The following is a 15,756-nucleotide window of genomic DNA, read 5'->3' on the forward strand; positions in this document are numbered from 1 at the left end:
TCTCATTTTGCGCTCCTAGAATGTAAATTGTTTAACTCTGTCTAAATAGCTTACTCCAGAATGGACTCGATAAAAAGAGTGCGCTTCTCCACGAGATTGTATTCTTTCGCTTGGACATTGGAAAGCTCGTCGTCGGCGACTAAAACCCTGACGATGGGGCGCATGGGCAGACTCTTATTTTGATCGACGATGATACCTGTTTCTCCGGTACTCAGTTTAACGGTACAGCCCGTGGGATATGCGGCAATATGTTTAAGAAACGTGATCACCAGATCCTTAGAGAAAAATTTCTCTGCGCTACCCATAAGAATTTCACAGGCTTCATGGGGCGGGATGCGGGTATGTCCTGGGCCGTCATTCACTAAATTATCATAGAAGTTAGCAATGCCTACAATCTGTGCCCACTGATGAACGGCATCTCCCTCCAGTTTACGGGGATAGCCGTTGCCATTGAGACGCTCATGGTGCTGGAAGGCAATATGGGCGCTCAATAAATTCAGTTCCCGTTTTGTTCTGAGTATATCGAAGCCGTGATTGGTGTGAGTTTGGTAAAGCTCCGCTTCCTCAGGAGTAAAGGGCTCTCGCTTATTTAACAGCTTCTTGGGCAATTTCACGGTGCCGATATCATGAAATAAGGCACCGATGGCTAATCCTTCCAGACTTTCCCGCTCCAGGCCTAAGGCCTTACCCAGTACAGTGGAGAGAACACATACATTGACGGAATGTGCAAAAATTTGATTGTCATAGGTCCTCATATCCGCTAATCCGATGAAGATATCCTTTTGGAAAAGGACATCCTGAATGATGTTGTCAATGTTCTTTTTTACATTAAAGCCATCAAAGTCTTTTCCTACTTTCACAGCTTGTACGGCATTATCCAGGGACGCCATGGCCTCACGCCGATGTTCTTCGGAGATAACATCCTCCACCACGATATCCTTACTTTCCTCGTCGTCAATATAGAGAATGCTGATACCAAGGGTTTTCAAACGTTCTATATAAGACTTGGTCAGAGACATTCCTCTTCCCAGGAGTACACGACCGTCATTGGTATAGATGGTTCGCCCCAGGATATCTCCTTCTTGAAGCCTGTTTATACTTAACTGACGCATTGAATTGTTCTTCCTTTCAAACTTATCTTCATAGATCAAATTTATAAAGAGGGGATCAATTTATAAAAAAGGGATATAAAATTAAAAATCGCCATGTGAACTGGCGACAAAGTAGTTTAAAGCTTAAGGCTTCGGTGGCTTGGCAATCATCAGGCATGTCCTGGAAGACCCATAGCTTTGCGTCCTTGGCTTTCGCCAAGTTTGCTATTGTCGACACTAAAGTGCAGGCTATACATATTTTATGTATCTAAAGTATAAGTTTTTTTATCACTCATCCTATTATAAATGTTAAGTTTTAGCTTCACAACATCTTCTCGCCCAAATGGGGAATTTTAAATAATAGGGTACATCCTCTATGAATCACGGAATATCTATGTTAGAATAGTCAGAATAGTTTATCTTTAAAGCGTTGAGGTGAAAAGAAATGATTCGTGAAGTTTATCCCCAAATTTATTTAAATGAAGTTCCATTGCCGAAAAATCCACTGAAGGCATTAAATAGCTATATTATCCTTTCCGAAGACCGTCCCCTGATTTTTGATACGGGGTTTAATAAGGAAGAGTGTAAAAAGGCTCTTATGGAAGGGATTGCTGCATCAGGCATTGATCTTAAACGGACAGATTTAGTGCTGACCCATATGCATATCGACCATTCCGGACTGGCCGACTATCTATGGAAACAAGGGTGTAAGGTCTATATCGGGAAGAAAGATGGCACCCTGCTGAATAACTTCAGAACTTCTCCTGAACTTGTGCTGAACCATCTGAGTGAGGGCCTTAATTTGAAACAAGGAATCGGGATAAAGGAGATAGAAGCCTTCGATATAGCTCCTAAGGAGCCTTTTGAATACACTCCACTGCAAGAAGGGGACTGTTTGGAGGTGGGGCCCTATCAATTCGAAGTTATCGATATTCCTGGTCATAGCCCAGGGCACATAGGTCTGTACGAAAGAAAGCATAAGCTGTTTTTCGGCGGGGATCATATTCTTAATGAGATAACTCCCAATATTACCTTTTGGCACTACAAAATCGATAGTCTGGGAAACTTTATTGAAAGCCTGAACAAGATTCGCCAGTTTGATATTGATTGGGTGTTTCCAGCTCATCGCAGCCTTATTCGAAACCACCGGCAACGAATTGACGAATTGATAGCTCATCACCAGGAACGACTCGAGGAAATCACCGGGATTCTGTGTGATGGTAAAAAAACCGTTATGGAGACAGCTGCAAGAATGCGCTGGGATTTGAACTATAAGAGCTGGAATGATTTTCCCCTAACCCAAAAGTGGTTTGCCTCTGGCGAAGCCATGGCTCATCTGGAGCATCTGGTGTATAAAGGAGAGGCCCAGCGAGTGAGTTTCGATGGGAAGCATAACTATGAATTGGTTAATCCGTGATAAAGGGAATTACTTCAGAGGGAGTTTGGACAAATAAAGTTAGCCCGCCGGTTCTCAAAGGGAATTGGCGGGCTAACTGTTTGAGCACATTTTATGTACTTGGAAAAAATCTGAAAGCTAATTCTCCAGGATTTTGCTTTACACTGGTCGCTAGATAAGCTGCGCAGACAAAACTAACGCTCAAGCTCTTCGCTCCGAAAGGTACACCTGCGCCGCTAAGTCTTCTCTGTGGCAGGCGGCTTGGGCGAAACCCTCGCCCGGGTTTCGTGGCCAAATTGCTCCTCGAAAGCACTGCTTTCGCACTTGTTCTCAATAGCCGGTTGGAAACGTCCTGTTTCCAACCTTTCTCCGCTGCGTGCTTTCGCGAAGTTTTGTTTCCGCTCGCTTAAATTCGCTCACTCTTGTAAAGCAAAATCCTTGGGCTGTCTTTCGGGTTTGAGCGGCGCGTTGTAGGATACGCTACCAGACCCGAGCAAAGGTTTTCATCATCTGCCGCCCCGCGGCATGGCCGGCAGATGATGAAAAAGACCCCAGAAAAGACACGAAAAGACCCGCAAGCGTAGCTTTACGCACAAAAGCGAACGGATTTAGCGGAGGGGCGGTCGGGTCAATGTCGCTTTCTTAACGTAGCGAAGCCGCCGGTTCACATCAGGTATTACCCAGAGGTTTGGCGTAGCTGTTAAGAAAGCGAGTTGACCAGCCCTGGAGCTATGGAGTAAGCGTTGTGCGTAAAGCTACGCGACCCGAGCAAGCGTTTTTTCATCCTCTGCTGGTGCTGCGCCAGCGGCATAGCCGTCTACTCCTCAATAAGAACCTTAATGACATCTTTTCGACTGATGATTCCGATCATTTTTCCGTCCTCCATGATGGGCAATCGTTTCACATTATGCTTGATCATCAGAGAGGCGGCTTCCTCAATAGTAGCGTCTTTATTAAGGGTTATAACCTCTTGAGTCATAATCTCCGAGGCTTTGAGGGCAACTAATTTTTTTAGATCAGATTCATATTGCTTGACTCCACGGTAATAGATCAGAGCACCCAAGAATCCCACCGCTTCAGGAACCCGAGGGTTGGTTTCTTTATGAAGCAGGTCGCCTTCGCTGACAATACCAATTAAATTGCCGAAAAAGTCGAGGACTGGAACCCCGGAAATATGATGGTCACATAGTAGCTTAGCGATTTCTCTAATCTCGGTATTCGGTGAAATTGTAATAACATTAGTCTTCATAATATCCTGAACCTTCATTGCTAATACCCCCTTGACAATTACCTTGGGACATATTTTGTCTGAATTTAGTACTAGTATACCACGATTTTGACAAGAACAAATGAGGTAATCTGGTAAAAAAGGAAATAACAATCTTTCATAGAATTCTTAGACAAGAATTTTTTCTCATCTTTTACGAATTACTGCCTATATTTAAGGTGAAAGGATGGGGTGCTATGAAGGATGAACCGAAGCCATCACAAGGAAAAGGGTACAGAGGTCCAAAGAATTGGAAAGCCGCTGCCGGCTTGAGCCTTGTAATTCTCTTGCTGGCAGCTTTTTTCTGGGGAGCGGGAGAACTGGGTACCCCTCCTAATGTACATGCCTCTAAGGTGACCATTAAGGCCTTGCATACAGATAAGCTGGGAGTGGATCTTGACAGTCCTTTTGTCTTAACCAGTTCGGAACCTTTGAGCGAAAAGACTATAACCACAGCTTTACATATTAACCCCCAATTTTCTTATACCCTGGATAAGCAAACCGGGGGACTGGAATATAAGATTATCCCCCAAGAGCAGTTAACAGCCAATACTATTTATACCCTAACCTTTGACCCAAACGGGTCAGGGCAAGAGAACCTGAGCTGGGCCTTCCAGACCAAAGGGGAATTTCGGGTCATCAACGCTCTGCCCCGGCGTGAGAGTACCCATGTCCCAATCAGCACGGGCATTGAGATAACTTTTTCCCATGATAGTTATGAAATCGGCACCCTCAAAGACTATTTTAGCATATCCCCTCATGTGGAAGGTGCTTTCGAAAAACACAAAAAGACTTTGGTTTTTGTCCCTAAAGGACTCGAACCATCCACCATCTATACCGTAGCCTTGAAAAAGGGTTTCCCCTTAATGGAAACCCATCAGACCTTGGCGGAAGACTATGTCTTTAGTTTCGAAACGGGTTCGGGAAGTGAAAACACCGATCAATTTGCCTTTGATGTGAACTCCGAACTTACTGAGTTTAGTACAGCAGATGTTCCTGCTTTTCCAGCTTATTTCTCTAACTCGTTCATTCCTCCCCTTCATATAGACCTGTATCGCTATCCGGATTATAAAGTCTTCCAAGGAGCCTTAGGTCAGAGGGATCGGAATCCTCGTTGGTCCTATTTTGCCTGGAACCGGTATCGAGGAGATATGAACCCTCAGTATAAAGTGGCTGAATACGAGACGGAATTCCTTAGAATCGACGACTATAATCATTATGTCCTTTTCCCCGAAGAGCTGGAAGCCGGTTATTATGTCGCTGAATTGAAAGCGGGAGAAAGCATCCGGCAAATATGGTTTCAAGTCAGCGATTTAGCGGTATACCTAGCTCGGGGGGAAGAGAACACTCTGTTTTGGGCCAATGATCTAAACAGGAAGGCCCCGGCAGCTCATGCTCAGGTTACAATTGACAGCAGGAATCTTTCCACAGCCGCAGATGAATCAGGAGCGGTTTTGATACAGGAAAGTCTGGTAGGGACAGAGCAGGATTATGCCTTGGTGAAAAGTGGGAATAAAGAGACTCTCATACCCCTGGAACCTTGGCCTCAGTGGTATACCCAAGATAGGCAGAGAGCGATTCATTATTGGAAATATCTCTATTTGGACAGGGAGATTTACCAGCCTGAAGATACGGTCCATTTTTGGGGAGTTCTTGCTCCCAGAGGCAAGGACAGTCTTCAGGGGCAAAAGGTACCGGTAGTCAAAGAGGCAAGTATAGAACTGATTGCCAGCAATGCCTTTTATTATGAAGGGGATGATGGGGGGCCGATTTTGACTCAGACCCTTCCCATCCAGGAGATGACCTATCAGGGACAGCTCAAGCTGCCCGTGCTCAAGCCGGGGTATTATTACCTGCAGCTTAAATCAGAAGGGAATGTACTGCTCACCAGGGGTTTTGAAGTGGCTACCTACCAAAAGCCTGCCTATAAGCTGTCTTTAAGTCAGGATAAGAGGGCCGTTTTTGTGGGGGAGGCTATGAATTTCCAGGTGAAAAGCGCCTTTTTTGAAGGAACCCCCGTTCCGGGCTTGCAATGTGCTTACACGATCCAAGATAAGAAGGGGTCAGTCATAACCGATGACCAAGGAGAGGCTGCACTATCTTTCAGCCCGGCACTTAATGAAGAGGATTATAGCCCTTATCGCTATCTTTACTTAGGGATGAACGCCATCTTGCCTGAAGTAGGGGAGATTTATTCATCCGGTGGGCTTTATGTCTTTAAAAGCAAGGTCTATTTGACAGGAGAAGCCAAGCGTCATGAGAGTGGATATACTCTTAAAGCCCAGCTGTCCGCTGTGGATTTGACGGGTATCAACGCGGGAAAAGACTTTAGTGAGGAGCATTTTCTCAAAGAGTCCATCCCAAATCAGCCTGTTAAGGGCCACCTCTATCAGGAGGTATGGACAAAGGTAGAAGCCGGTCAGCGCTACGATTTTATCAACAAAGAGGTCGTGAAAAACTATTATTATGACTATTCCGTCAAGCATCAGGGAGACTTCGACTTGGTAACGGATGCCCAAGGAATGGTAAGCTATACCGGTGATTTGCCGGAACCCCGGAATTCCTATTACCTGGAGCTTGTTGCTGAGGATAGTGAAGGTCACCCTTTCAAGAAAAGGATCTATATAGGGAACAGTGGCAGCTTTAATCCGGAGCATCCCTATTATTACCTCCAAGGGGATAGAGGTGCAGAAGGGTATGAGCCTGGAGAAGAAGTCGAAGTGACCTTTATGATGAATGACCAGGAATTTACGACTGGGGAGAAGAATCTCCTTTTCTTCAGAGGACAAAAGTTTATCGAGGATTATCAGGTCAGTGCCCACCCTTTATACGGCTTCACCTTTGAACAGGGGCATAATCCCAATCTCACGGTATATGGGGTTCACTTTGATGGATACAGATACCACGAGGCCTCCTGGCTTACGGTTCCCTTTGCCAGAGAGATCAAAGCTTTAGAGGTGAAAATCGGGGCGGATCAGAAAGAGTATCGGCCGGGAGATACGGTGATGCTTGAGCTTCAGGTTCTTGATCCGAAGAATCAACCCGTTCCTGGAGCACAGGTTAACCTAAATTTAGTGGACGAAGCTCTCTTTAGCCTACGTGAGCAAAACGTGTATTTCCGCGATGCCCTTTATGGAGATACAATCCATCTTTCCCTCCTTACCCGGAAGTCCCACAACCATCCTGAATTACCAGGGGGGGCCGAGCAGGGAGGAGAAGGGGGTTCGGAGCGGAAAGATTTCCGTGATACAGTGCTTTTCACCACGGTGGTGACGGATGAACAGGGCAAGGCCAAGGCACAGTTCCAATTGCCGGATAATCTAACGTCTTGGCGGGTAACTTATCATGCTTTTACCCAACATCTTCAGGCCGGCAGCGGTACCACCCAGATTCCGGTTCGTTTGCCCTTCTTTATCGAAATGAATGTCAATAGCTTCTTTTTGTCAGGAGACTCTCCTGTAGTGATTCTCCGTTCTTTCGGGGAGAAACTCAAGGCCAATCAGAAAGTAGACTACAAAATAAACCTGATCTCAGGCCGGGGAGAAGAAAAGAGCTGGACGGAAAGGACCCAGTCCTTCCAAGCTTTGGACTGGAAGCTGCCAGCTTTAGATGCGGGGAGGTATACTCTGACAGTTGCCGCTGAAAGCGGTGGATTGAAGGATGTTCTTACGAAGGAGTTTGTAATCGAAGATTCCTTCCAAGCGAGAACCGTCACATCCCAGAATCTCCTGAGCGAAGGGGTTGAGATCAAAGGTTCTGTAAAGGAACCTACTACAGTGGTTTTTAGCGATGCAGAGAAGAGTCAGAACCTCGAAGGTCTATACCGGATGGCTTGGTCCCATGGCAGTCGATTGGAGCAAAAGCTGGCCAGGCTGGAAGCGCGAAAACTTCTCAAGGAGTACTTTCCTGAGGAAGAGTTCTTTGCTGAGGGAGAAGAACAGGAATCCCTCCTCAACTATCAACAAATGGACGGAGGAATCAGCATTCTCCCCTATGGGGCAAGCGAACTGGCTTTGTCAGCTCAGGTAGCCTCCACAACCTCGGGAATAGTTGATGAAAGGGCTTTGGCGGGCTATTTCTATAGCATCCTGGCAGTTCAGGAGGAAGGCAAAGACCGAAGCCTGGCCCTCTTAGGTTTAGCTGCACTTAAGGAACCTGTTTTGCTGCTCATCAATGAGGAATATCAAAAGAAAGATTTAGCACCTGAGGTAAAGATCAACCTGGCTTCAGCTCTGTTGGAGATTGGGGATGGAGCCTATGCTGAGCAAGTATACCAGGATTTGATCAAACCCTACGGAGAAGACCTGGGTGCCACCATGAGGATCAAGGGAGGGCAGGACCAGGATGAAATTATTCAGGCCACGACCCAGATGGCGCTCCTTGCCTCTCGACTGAATCAACCGGAAAAAAATAAGCTCTACCAGTACCTGCTGGAGAACCAAGGGAAGGATATTCTTAATCTGGTGGAACAGATTCAAATCCTTAAGTACAATTTGAAATTTATGCAATCAGCTCCGGTGAGCTTCACTTATGAGCTGTATGGGAAAAAAGAGAAGAAAACTCTGCAAGGCAAGGAGGTATTTAAACTCACCCTTCAACCGGAAGAATTGAAAACCATCCAATTCAGTGAGATTGAAGGGCAAGTGGGGATAGTCTCCACCTACAGCCAACCCATAAAGGCCGGAGAGACAGGAAAGGGGGAGGATTTGTCCATTAGCCATAAGTTTTTGGTTGACGGTCAGGAAACCATCACCATCAAGCGTTCCGACCTGGTTCAGGTTGTCATTACTTATCATATAGGAGAAAAGGCGCCTGCCGGACTCTATGAGATGATTGATGTCTTGCCGGCGGGGCTCACCTATATTCCCCGACCCTATAATTATCGGGGGGATTCCTCCAACTTGAGTATCCGTTGGAGTTATCCGGTAGAAGTGAATGGACAAAGGCTTGTGTTCCAATGTGATAAAGAGCAAAAGCAGATAACCTATTTAGCGCGGGTGATTTCGCCCGGGGAGTTTACCGCTGAAGCCCCTGTCTTAAGCCATATTACAAACAGCGGGATCTACACCAGTGGGAAAGAAGCTAAAGTCCTTATAGAATAAAAGGAAAATCAGAGTATGGATTAGCTGAGATAAGATTAAAGGAAGGTTTTATGGAAAAGGGAAAAGGTGCTGCATCCCTATTAGTTATTGTCTGTGCAGCTTTCCTCCTGCTTCTGGGTTCAGGGGTAGGGGGAGAGTTCCGGACAGAGAAGAATTGGGCCGAGGCAGTGCGGAACCAGGGAACCCAGAATCCAGGCGTATCTGTCCACCCCAGCTTTGTTACTCAACACGAATTGAGTACAGCGTTAGCTAAGGGCTCGACAGATCCGACCTTCATTGATGGGAGAATTATCAGTGTAGTAATACCTCATCATTTAGTGGCCGATCGCCTCATTGTCAACGCTATGGCAGCCTTAGCCCGGCAGGAGCCCCGCTTGGTGATTGTCGTTGGTCCTAATCATTTTAATAAAGGTGGAAAGGTCATTACTGGGGCTTCCGGTTGGCAGACCCCCGCAGGCATCCTCCCTTCAGAAGAAAATCTGGTCAAGCATCTTATAGAGAAGGGGCTGGCGGTTGCAGATGAGGAAGTTCTGGCTCAGGAGCATTCCATTGGTGCTCTGGTACCTTTCATAAAGCACTTTTTGCCGGAAAGCAAAATTCTTCCCGTAATACTTCATCATGATGTTAGTATCCGGGAAGTAGATGCTCTTTTGAGCGGTTTAGCTCCCTTTATGGATGAAAAGGCTGTTCTAATTGCCTCAGTGGATTTCTCTCATTATCTTACTCGAAGTGAGGCTCAGGCCAAGGATCTCGAGACCCTGGAGGTTATGAGAAATTTTGATTATGCCACCCTTCTTCGTCTGAACAACGATTATGTGGATTCGCCTATTTCTTTGGCCACGGCTTTTCGCTTAGCAGAAAAAGAGGGTATCAGAACGTTTACCATCCTTGATAACACCAATTCGGGCATTATCATGCAAAACGATACTATAGAAACGACCAGCTATTTCACCTTAATGTTCACTCAAAAATGATGAGCATTCCTCTTTTTCAGAGTAGTAAAAAAATTATATCAAAAGAATAAAGGTGCAAAAAGGTAAAGTTGTCCGTCGGGTCGTATAATATAAATAAAGATGGCCTAAGTGAGGATGGAAAGATTTTTGCAGGGGGGAGAATGACATGAGCAGCCTTTCAGCCAATACAATTGAGACTCAGGTCATCAAAATTACAGGAACAGATAAAGAAGCTGTCAAGGAACTGGTTGTCATCGAAAAGGCTCTCACAGTCTTTATCAATGGTAAAGAATTTGCGACTATGGTCTGTACGCCTACTCAGGAGAAGGAATTAGTCATAGGCTTCCTCTGTTCAGAAGGGATCATCAATGATCCTAATCAGATAAAGAAGATTACCCAGGATAAAAGGGAAGGACTTGTGTGGGTGGAGACCACTGAGGAACGAACCCTCAGTGAAGACCTTTTTCTGAAACGTTATCTCACTTCCTGCTGTGGTAAAGGGAAGAGTACTTTCTATTTTGCTAATGATGCCCGATTGGCCCAAAAAGTAGAGAGCCAGCATACCATTACCTCGCAAGAAGTCAGTCATTACATCAATCTCTTGGAAGACAACTCGGAACTGTTTCATCTTACCGGAGGAGTCCATGGGGGAGCCTTGGCTTCTGGAGGTTCCTTGGATTATAGTGCTATGGATATTGGCAGACACAATGTCCTGGATAAATTGTATGGACATGCTTTTCTCAATGGAACCGACATCTCCCAAAAGGTGATTGTGTTTAGCGGTCGGATTTCCTCGGAAATCCTCATTAAAGCGGCCAAGATGGGCTGCCCCATTCTCATCGGGGTATCAGCCCCCACAGATCTGGCCCTTGAGCTTGCGGAGGAACTGGGTATTACTGTTCTCGGATTTGCCCGGGAAAACCGTATGAATATCTACACTCATCCTGAGCGAATTATAGTATGCTGAAGATCCTTCCCACATGTTCATGTTGAACTTATATTCTTGACATGTAAAGGTAAAAAAAGCTCTAAAAGCGCAGTGATGCTTTTAGAGCCTTCATGTTTTTATAGCTTCGAATGTTGAGAGCTAAAAATGAAAGTCTTCCGGTGGGATGGCCACTACAATAAGCTTCAGTGGAACCTCGGGTTCTTTGTTATCCCAGTGCATAATGGAGGCGTCGTAATATAAAGAATCTCCGGCCCTTAAGTGATAGTCCTCTTTGCTTATACTGATCGAGGTTTCGCCTTCCAGAACATAGATTAATTCAACCCCTTGGTGGGAATAAACGTGTTTATCCGCGGCTGTTGAATCAACAATGAAGGCCCCCATAAGATTGGTCTTCGAATTATTGATAAGCAAACGCCAATTCCTGTCTTCAACAGGAAGGTGTGACTGCTCATCTCTCTTAAGATAACTATAAATTATTTCAGTATCAGGATCTAAAAAGAAGGACTCGAGAGGGATATTAAGTGCTTGGGCGATTCTCTTGAGAGTAGCTAAGGAAGGGCTGACGATGTTCCTCTCAATTAAGCTGATGTAGCCATTGCTCAAATCCAATTGATCCGCCAATTGGGTGGTTGTAAGATTGCGCCTTTTTCGTATGGCACGAATAAATTCACCGACCTCAATCAAGAATTACCGCCCCCTTAGAAAATTTCAGGTGGAGTTGTGGCCACGAAAAGTTTAAGTCTTGACTTGGATTTGTGGCTGATCCAGTGCGGAACATTGCCGTTAAATAAGAGAGAATCTCCTTCAGTAAGATGAAAGTCTTTTTGAGCTACATTGAAATGCATTTCTCCTTCTAAAATGTAGATTAATTTTGCTCCATGGTGAATCATAATTTCTCCAGCGGGATCCGTGATCTCAGCGATATAGGCACCAAGCTGATTCCTTTGGCCAACATTATTGATTAAAAAACGAAGGGTCGTTCCCGGATTGATTTGAATAGTTCTCTGAGTTTCGGCAGGGATATGAGTTGAGGTGAATTGAGGGTTTACGAAAAAAGAAGAAATGGGGTATCCTAAGGCAGAGGCTATTTTCTCTAAAGTGATTAGGGAGGGACTAGCCAGGTTTCTTTCAATTTGACTCAAATGACTTATTGTTAGCTCTGTCTTCTCAGCAACATCTTTTAAACTTAGTTTCTGGTTTTTGCGCATAAAACGGATTGCCGAACCTAAATCAGCCAAAAAAGATTCCTCCCCCGATATATAAATTATTAGGGACATTATAACTGATTTAGAGAAAATATTGTAGTAGACAAGTAATAGAATAGAAGAAAGATAAAGAATATTCACAAAAAGTTCAAAAATTCATAAATAATATGGAATGGGAGTAGTATGAAGTACACAAATATTAGGGAAGGAAAATTTCTTTCTCGACCCAATCGGTTCATTGCTAAGGTAGAAACCAACGGAAAAGAAGAAATTTGTCATGTTAAGAATACAGGACGCTGTAAAGAATTGTTAATACCGGGAGTGACGGTTTTCCTTCAAGAAGCGGATTTTGAACATAGGAAAACAAAATACGACCTTATCGGAGTTCGTAAAGGGAATAGGCTCATCAACATGGACAGTCAGGTGCCGAACAAGGTGTTTCGTGAATGGTTAGAAAAAGAGTATTTTCAGGAGCTTCAGCGTATTAAGCAGGAACACACCTTTCAAAATTCACGCTTTGATTTTTACCTGGAAGCAGGGGAGAGGAAAATCCTGGTTGAAGTGAAAGGAGTAACTTTAGAGGAAGAGGGTGTAGCGCTCTTTCCCGATGCTCCCACAGAACGGGGCGTTAAGCACCTTAACGAATTGAGTCAGGCTGTGGACGCAGGGTATGAGGCCTATGTGGTGTTCATCATTCAAATGAAAAATGTCCACTATTTCACCCCTAATGTCAAAACCCATAAAGCCTTTGGGGAAGCATTGATTCAAGCTGAAAAGCGGGGAGTAAAAATCCTCGCTTTGGACTGCGAGGTAACGGAGGATTCTATAGAGGCCAGGGATTTTGTAAAGGTCAAATTAGTTGAGCTTAATGGTTAGTCAAAAATAGTAAAGCCAGCAGATCGATTAAAGATTTGCTGGCTTTACTATTATTTTATATGCTTCTCAACAGTTTTTATGACGTTTTCGGCTACGTATTCACAGTCGCCGGAGGTCAGGATGGAATAGAGGGGAAGGGTGATTTCATTGGCATATTGGGCATAGGCATTGGGGTAATCCTGAATATCGTAGCCCAACTCTTTATAATAAGTAAACATGGGGATGGGAATATAGTGAACATTGGTAGCTATGCCCATGTCTGCCAGCTCTTGAATCACCTGATCTCTTTGCTCCTCAGTGAATCCTTTGATCCGCAAAGGATAGAGATGGTAAGAGCTTTCCATAATATCATTTTCCAATAACGGTAAGAGTGCCCACTCTTTTTCCGAGAGTATGGAATGATAAATATGGGAGAGTTTCTTTCGTTGACCAAGAATTTTATCATAGCGTTCCAATTGAACCAGGCCAATGGCAGCCCCGATATCAGTCATATTGCACTTCATTCCATCAATTAAGATATCGTAACGCCATGCACCCGCCTTCATCTTGGATAGGGCATCTTTTGTTTGCCCATTCAAGGAACTGTACTTGAAGACCTGAGCTAAGTTGTCCCGATCACCATTGAAGGTAATGGCTCCCCCTTCAGCAGTGGTCAAGTTCTTAACAGCGTGGAAGGAGAAGACATGGAAATCAAATTGAGTTCCTACCGGGTCTCCTTTATAGGTAGAACCAATGGAGTGGGCGGAATCGGAAATCAGCAGGATATCCTCCCGGTTTTTTTCCTTTAAGATAGACTTGACCACATCATAATCCATGGGAACACCGCCAATATCCACGGTGAGTATAGCCTTGGTCTTATCGGTGATGGCATCATAGAGCTTTTCCTCATCCATAAAGAAGCTGTCTTTCTTGAGATCGATAAAGGTAGGTTTAATTCCCTGATGAAGGGCGGCATTGGATGTGGCCACATAAGTATAGGGGGTTGTTAAAATTTCGGCATCTCCCGAAATATTGAGTACTTTAAGTATAAGATCCAGCCCTTGAGAATTGCTGGCAAGGGCAACAGCATGATCTGCCCGGCAATACTCCTGGAGCTTCTCCTCCAGTAAACGAACCTTGGGGCCGCTGGTAATCCAACCGGATTTGAGGACTTCGACCACAGCATTGATTTCTTGGTCGGTTATATCAGGTGGTGAAAAAGGAATCACTCGATTATTCATTGTAAATCAACCTCCAAGAATTACTATACCACACAATTTTCCCTCAGCAAGCGTCCATGAATGTTTTTTGTTTAGAGATTTGAAGTTTAGTCAGTCTATAACGTAATGTTCAGTAGACATTCAGCAAATGCACATGTCATTTTCAGCTTTTCTTAAGGGGCCTTTCAGTATGAAAGGGTATAGTTAAGAAAGAGCCAAGGCTAGAAAGAAGAGAAGGTGATCATGAGTGAGCAAATACCGGCAGGAAATTAAAATGGGAATTAATGAGTTTGATAAGAGAGTTTTGGCCAGCCGGCTTTCGTGCATTATGCAAAGGGATAAACATGGAGAAGAGGATGGTTCTTATAAAGTGCGCAGTCTGTATTTCGATGATCTAAGTGATACAGCTTTTCACAATAAGCTTATGGGTGTGAAGTATCGGGAAAAGTTCAGAATCCGGACCTATGGGGACTCCTCCTTGATTCGCCTGGAGAAAAAGGTCAAGGACAATCAGCTTGGCTATAAAGAAACCGCCAGGTTGACCCGTGACGAATGTGAACGCCTCTTGGAGGGTGAGTATCATTTTCTGCGGGAACGGTCTGAGCGGGTATGCCGGCAGCTTTATATCAAATTAAGAACGGGTCTGTTTTTACCGAAGACCATCGTGGAATATGACCGGGAAGCCTATATATGGGAGCCGGGGCGGATTCGCATTACCTTTGATAGTAATGTGCGTACAGGGCTTGGTTCCGTGGATTTTTTCAATACCAGTTTACCTCTGGTGCCGGCGGGGTATGGAAACACCGTCATTCTGGAAATTAAATATGATGAATACCTGCCCCGCCACATTAGCCAACTGCTTCAATTAGACAGCCGGCATAAGTCGGCCATCTCCAAGTATGTGCTTTGCAGGTGTTATGATTAAGGGTCTTGACCGGGTCATCTTCGCCGTGGTTATTCGTCTTAAGTTAAATCATAGAAAGTATAGGGGGTAAATCATGAATAATGGGAATACGTTTAACTTTCCCGATCTCTTTAAAAATAATGTCCTGGAGAGTGCAGTCAGTCAATTTTCCGCGGTTGATGTATCTTTGAGTCTTTTGATTTCATTCCTCATAGGTTTGTTCATCTATGCCGTCTATAAAAAAACTTTTAACGGGGTAATGTATTCCAAGAACTTCAACATATCCCTGGTGGCGATGGCTATGATCACTACGCTGATTATCATGGGAGTTACATCAAACATTGTCATATCTCTGGGGATGGTGGGTGCTTTAAGTATTGTTCGCTTTCGGACAGCAGTAAAAGATCCCATCGATATCGTATATTTGTTTTGGGCTATTGCAGCAGGAATTGTCACGGGAGCAGGGCAATATCTCTTAGGTATTTTGGGTTCGATCGTTGTGGGAGTCATGCTGATTCTCTTCACTTATAAATCCAGTACGGAGATCCCCTATATGGTGGTGGCCCATTGCCAGGATAATTCTGCGGAAAAACGATTCCTGGAAACGTTAAGCCGCCATGTTAAACGGCACAATATTCGTTCCAAGGCTGTCCGCAGCGGTCAGGGAATTGAACTGACCGTCGAGGTGCGGTTGAAAGAAGATGACACTGATTTTGTCAATCAATTAGCAATTTTAGAAGGGATAGGGGATGTGGTCCTCGTCAGTTATAACGGTGAGCTCGCAGTTTAGAGAAGCCCGTCCATAGGAAAAGAG

General features: G+C 44.7%; 12 protein-coding genes and 1 riboswitch. Of the genes, 7 read left to right on the forward strand and 5 right to left on the reverse strand.

The genetic code is table 11. The features are described 5' to 3' along the window. Positions 1 to 50: 50 nt before the first annotated feature. Entirely contained in the window at positions 51 to 1,112 is a 1,062-nt protein-coding gene (locus DESDE_RS04640) for an HD-GYP domain-containing protein (RefSeq protein WP_014792878.1), read from the reverse strand. Between the two features lie 130 nt (positions 1,113 to 1,242). After that, positions 1,243 to 1,328: riboswitch (cyclic di-GMP riboswitch) on the reverse strand. A gap of 208 nt (positions 1,329 to 1,536) precedes the next feature. On the opposite strand from DESDE_RS04640, the gene DESDE_RS04645 reads away from it, so the two are divergent. Further along, positions 1,537 to 2,508 (forward strand): MBL fold metallo-hydrolase, encoded by a 972-nt coding sequence (locus DESDE_RS04645; protein ID WP_014792879.1) that lies wholly within the window; start codon positions 1,537 to 1,539, stop codon positions 2,506 to 2,508. Positions 2,509 to 3,304: 796 nt separating this feature from the next. On the opposite strand, the gene DESDE_RS04650 is transcribed toward DESDE_RS04645, so the two are convergent. Continuing rightward, positions 3,305 to 3,754, reverse strand: coding sequence for a CBS domain-containing protein (locus tag DESDE_RS04650; RefSeq protein ID WP_014792880.1), 450 nt, complete (start codon positions 3,752 to 3,754; stop codon positions 3,305 to 3,307). Positions 3,755 to 3,951: 197 nt separating this feature from the next. On the opposite strand from DESDE_RS04650, the gene DESDE_RS04655 reads away from it, so the two are divergent. The 3 genes from DESDE_RS04655 (at position 3,952) to fdhD (ending at position 10,776) form a co-directional block, all read left to right on the forward strand. Continuing rightward, on the forward strand, positions 3,952 to 8,856 hold the full coding sequence (locus tag DESDE_RS04655; protein WP_014792881.1) for an Ig-like domain-containing alpha-2-macroglobulin family protein: 4,905 nt from the start codon (positions 3,952 to 3,954) through the stop codon (positions 8,854 to 8,856). 50 nt (positions 8,857 to 8,906) lie between these two features. Next, complete coding sequence (amrB, locus tag DESDE_RS04660; RefSeq protein ID WP_014792882.1) at positions 8,907 to 9,830, forward strand: AmmeMemoRadiSam system protein B; 924 nt, start codon at positions 8,907 to 8,909, stop codon at positions 9,828 to 9,830. A gap of 145 nt (positions 9,831 to 9,975) precedes the next feature. Next, positions 9,976 to 10,776, forward strand: a complete 801-nt coding sequence (fdhD, locus tag DESDE_RS04665; protein ID WP_014792883.1) for a formate dehydrogenase accessory sulfurtransferase FdhD — start codon at positions 9,976 to 9,978, stop codon at positions 10,774 to 10,776. Positions 10,777 to 10,896: 120 nt separating this feature from the next. Here the strand turns inward: fdhD and DESDE_RS04670 are convergent, their stop codons facing one another. Both DESDE_RS04670 and DESDE_RS04675 read right to left on the reverse strand, forming a co-directional pair. Continuing rightward, complete coding sequence (locus DESDE_RS04670) at positions 10,897 to 11,442, reverse strand: helix-turn-helix domain-containing protein (RefSeq protein ID WP_014792884.1); 546 nt, start codon at positions 11,440 to 11,442, stop codon at positions 10,897 to 10,899. A gap of 14 nt (positions 11,443 to 11,456) precedes the next feature. Next, entirely contained in the window at positions 11,457 to 11,996 is a 540-nt protein-coding gene (locus tag DESDE_RS04675) for a helix-turn-helix domain-containing protein (protein ID WP_014792885.1), read from the reverse strand. 150 nt (positions 11,997 to 12,146) lie between these two features. Between DESDE_RS04675 and sfsA the strand changes: the two genes are divergently transcribed. Continuing rightward, positions 12,147 to 12,839 carry a DNA/RNA nuclease SfsA gene (gene sfsA, locus DESDE_RS04680; protein ID WP_014792886.1) on the forward strand — a complete coding sequence of 231 codons (693 nt, stop codon included), beginning with the start codon at positions 12,147 to 12,149 and terminating at the stop codon, positions 12,837 to 12,839. 50 nt (positions 12,840 to 12,889) lie between these two features. Here sfsA and DESDE_RS04685 read toward each other — a convergent pair whose 3' ends face one another. Next, entirely contained in the window at positions 12,890 to 14,059 is a 1,170-nt protein-coding gene (locus DESDE_RS04685; protein WP_014792887.1) for a DegT/DnrJ/EryC1/StrS family aminotransferase, read from the reverse strand. A gap of 226 nt (positions 14,060 to 14,285) precedes the next feature. Between DESDE_RS04685 and DESDE_RS04690 the strand changes: the two genes are divergently transcribed. Beyond that, positions 14,286 to 14,963: a polyphosphate polymerase domain-containing protein gene (locus DESDE_RS04690; RefSeq protein WP_014792888.1), complete on the forward strand. Its 678-nt coding sequence runs from the start codon at positions 14,286 to 14,288 to the stop codon at positions 14,961 to 14,963. 73 nt (positions 14,964 to 15,036) lie between these two features. Then, entirely contained in the window at positions 15,037 to 15,732 is a 696-nt protein-coding gene (locus tag DESDE_RS04695; protein WP_014792889.1) for a DUF4956 domain-containing protein, read from the forward strand. Positions 15,733 to 15,756 lie beyond the last annotated feature (24 nt).

Source organism: Desulfitobacterium dehalogenans ATCC 51507 (assembly GCF_000243155.2).
GTDB classification, from domain to species: domain Bacteria; phylum Bacillota; class Desulfitobacteriia; order Desulfitobacteriales; family Desulfitobacteriaceae; genus Desulfitobacterium; species Desulfitobacterium dehalogenans.

Excerpts from the sequence above, each read along its gene's own strand:
- DESDE_RS04640 (WP_014792878.1), bottom strand. The coding sequence starts at position 1,112 with ATGCGTCAGTTAAGTATAAACAGGCTTCAAGAAGGAGATATCCTGGGG.
- DESDE_RS04645 (WP_014792879.1), top strand. The coding sequence starts at position 1,537 with ATGATTCGTGAAGTTTATCCCCAAATTTATTTAAATGAAGTTCCATTG.
- DESDE_RS04650 (WP_014792880.1), bottom strand. The coding sequence starts at position 3,754 with ATGAAGGTTCAGGATATTATGAAGACTAATGTTATTACAATTTCACCG.
- DESDE_RS04655 (WP_014792881.1), top strand. The coding sequence starts at position 3,952 with ATGAAGGATGAACCGAAGCCATCACAAGGAAAAGGGTACAGAGGTCCA.
- amrB (WP_014792882.1), top strand. The coding sequence starts at position 8,907 with ATGGAAAAGGGAAAAGGTGCTGCATCCCTATTAGTTATTGTCTGTGCA.
- fdhD (WP_014792883.1), top strand. The coding sequence starts at position 9,976 with ATGAGCAGCCTTTCAGCCAATACAATTGAGACTCAGGTCATCAAAATT.
- sfsA (WP_014792886.1), top strand. The coding sequence starts at position 12,147 with ATGAAGTACACAAATATTAGGGAAGGAAAATTTCTTTCTCGACCCAAT.
- DESDE_RS04685 (WP_014792887.1), bottom strand. The coding sequence starts at position 14,059 with ATGAATAATCGAGTGATTCCTTTTTCACCACCTGATATAACCGACCAA.
- DESDE_RS04695 (WP_014792889.1), top strand. The coding sequence starts at position 15,037 with ATGAATAATGGGAATACGTTTAACTTTCCCGATCTCTTTAAAAATAAT.